The following is a 1,341-nucleotide window of genomic DNA, read 5'->3' as shown; positions in this document are numbered from 1 at the left end:
TGTCGCGCGTCAGACTTCCTGGCAGGGCCCGTTGCTTGCGGGTCTGACCTGGCAAGGAGTCTGATCGTTCATGGCGAGACCGCCGGTGTTCCCGGCCGAGGAGAAGGTCCGGATCGTGCTGTCGATCCTGGCCGGTGAGGTCACCGTCGCCGAGGCCGCCCGGCGGGCGAAGCTGTCCGAGCAGTCGGTCGGCAACTGGAAGCGCCAGTTCCTGGAGTCCGGTCGGGCCGGCCTGGTGGCCGGCAAGTCCGGGCCCTCGACCCGGGAGGCGCAGCTGGAGGCTGAGGTCAGCGAGCTGACCCAGGCTCTCGGTGAGGCCGCCGTCGAGCTGCGGGTGTGGAAGAAGTCCGCCGAGGGTCGCCTGGGCCCTTCGCGGACCTCGAGGTGATCCGCGTCGAGGCGGGCATGCCGACCACGAGGTTCTGCGCGTTGATCGGCGTGCCCGAACGGACCTGGCGCCGCCGTCAGGCCCGCGCCCGGGCCGCCCGGCCGGCGCGGGGCCCGTGGCCGCGGCCGGCCCGCGAGCGGGTCCGCGCCGCCGCCCGCCGGCATGCGCTGGCCCATCCCGCGTGGGGGCATCGGAAGGTGTGGGCGATGTGCCGCCACGACGGCCACCGGGTCTCCCAGGCCACCGTGCTGCGCCTGCTGCGCGATGAAGGCCTGCTGCTGGAGGCCAACTACCAGCGCGAACGCCGCCAGCTCGCGGCCCGCCGCAAGGCCGCGTTCGCCACCGAGCCGACCGGGCCTAACCAGGTGTGGCAGCTGGACTTCTCCGAGTTCGAGACCACCGCCGGCGGCACCTGGCGGCTGGCCGGCTGCCGGGACTACTGGAGCAAGTACGAGCTGGGCTGGCACATCGCCCCGACGGCCAACCAGCACGACGCGATCGCCGCGGTCGAGCTGGCGCTCACCGAGGCCGCCCGCCTGGCCGGGCGGCCGTTGGTCAACCTGGCCGAGCACGACGAGCAGGGCAACGTGATTCCGCTGGTGACGATCGTGACCGACAACGGCGGGCCGTTCCGGTCATTTCGGTTCGAGGCGTTCATTGCCACCCACCCCGAGCTGCGGCACGTGCGCACCCGCGTGAAGACCCCGGGCCAGAACGGCTCACGCGAACGCGGGTTCGGCTCGCTGAAGTACGAGAAGCTGTTCCTCGAAGAGATCCCCGACGCCCTGGACCTGGTCGCCCACGCCGAGGACTACCGGGTCGAGTACAACACCGTCCGCCCGCACGAGGCCCTGGCCTGGAACCGCCCGCTCGACGTTCACCTGGGTCTGGCCGACCCGGTGATCCCCAACTTTCCCGAGACCGAAGATCTGCCAGCTGCTTGACGCGGGACA

2 protein-coding genes are annotated in these 1,341 nt (G+C 71.9%); both read left to right on the top strand.

From position 1 onward, the window contains the following. Positions 1–70 precede the first annotated feature (70 nt). Complete coding sequence (locus tag ABQ292_RS26490) at positions 71–388, top strand: transposase (RefSeq protein WP_369210687.1); 318 nt, start codon at positions 71–73, stop codon at positions 386–388. 17 nt (positions 389–405) lie between these two features. After that, a complete protein-coding gene (locus ABQ292_RS26485) occupies positions 406–1,332 on the top strand; it encodes an integrase core domain-containing protein (RefSeq protein ID WP_369210686.1) in 927 nt (308 codons plus the stop codon). Positions 1,333–1,341 lie beyond the last annotated feature (9 nt).

Source organism: Geodermatophilus maliterrae (assembly GCF_041018925.1).
Lineage (GTDB): Bacteria > Actinomycetota > Actinomycetes > Mycobacteriales > Geodermatophilaceae > Geodermatophilus > Geodermatophilus maliterrae.
This window is presented reverse-complemented; position numbering and strand designations above follow the sequence as displayed.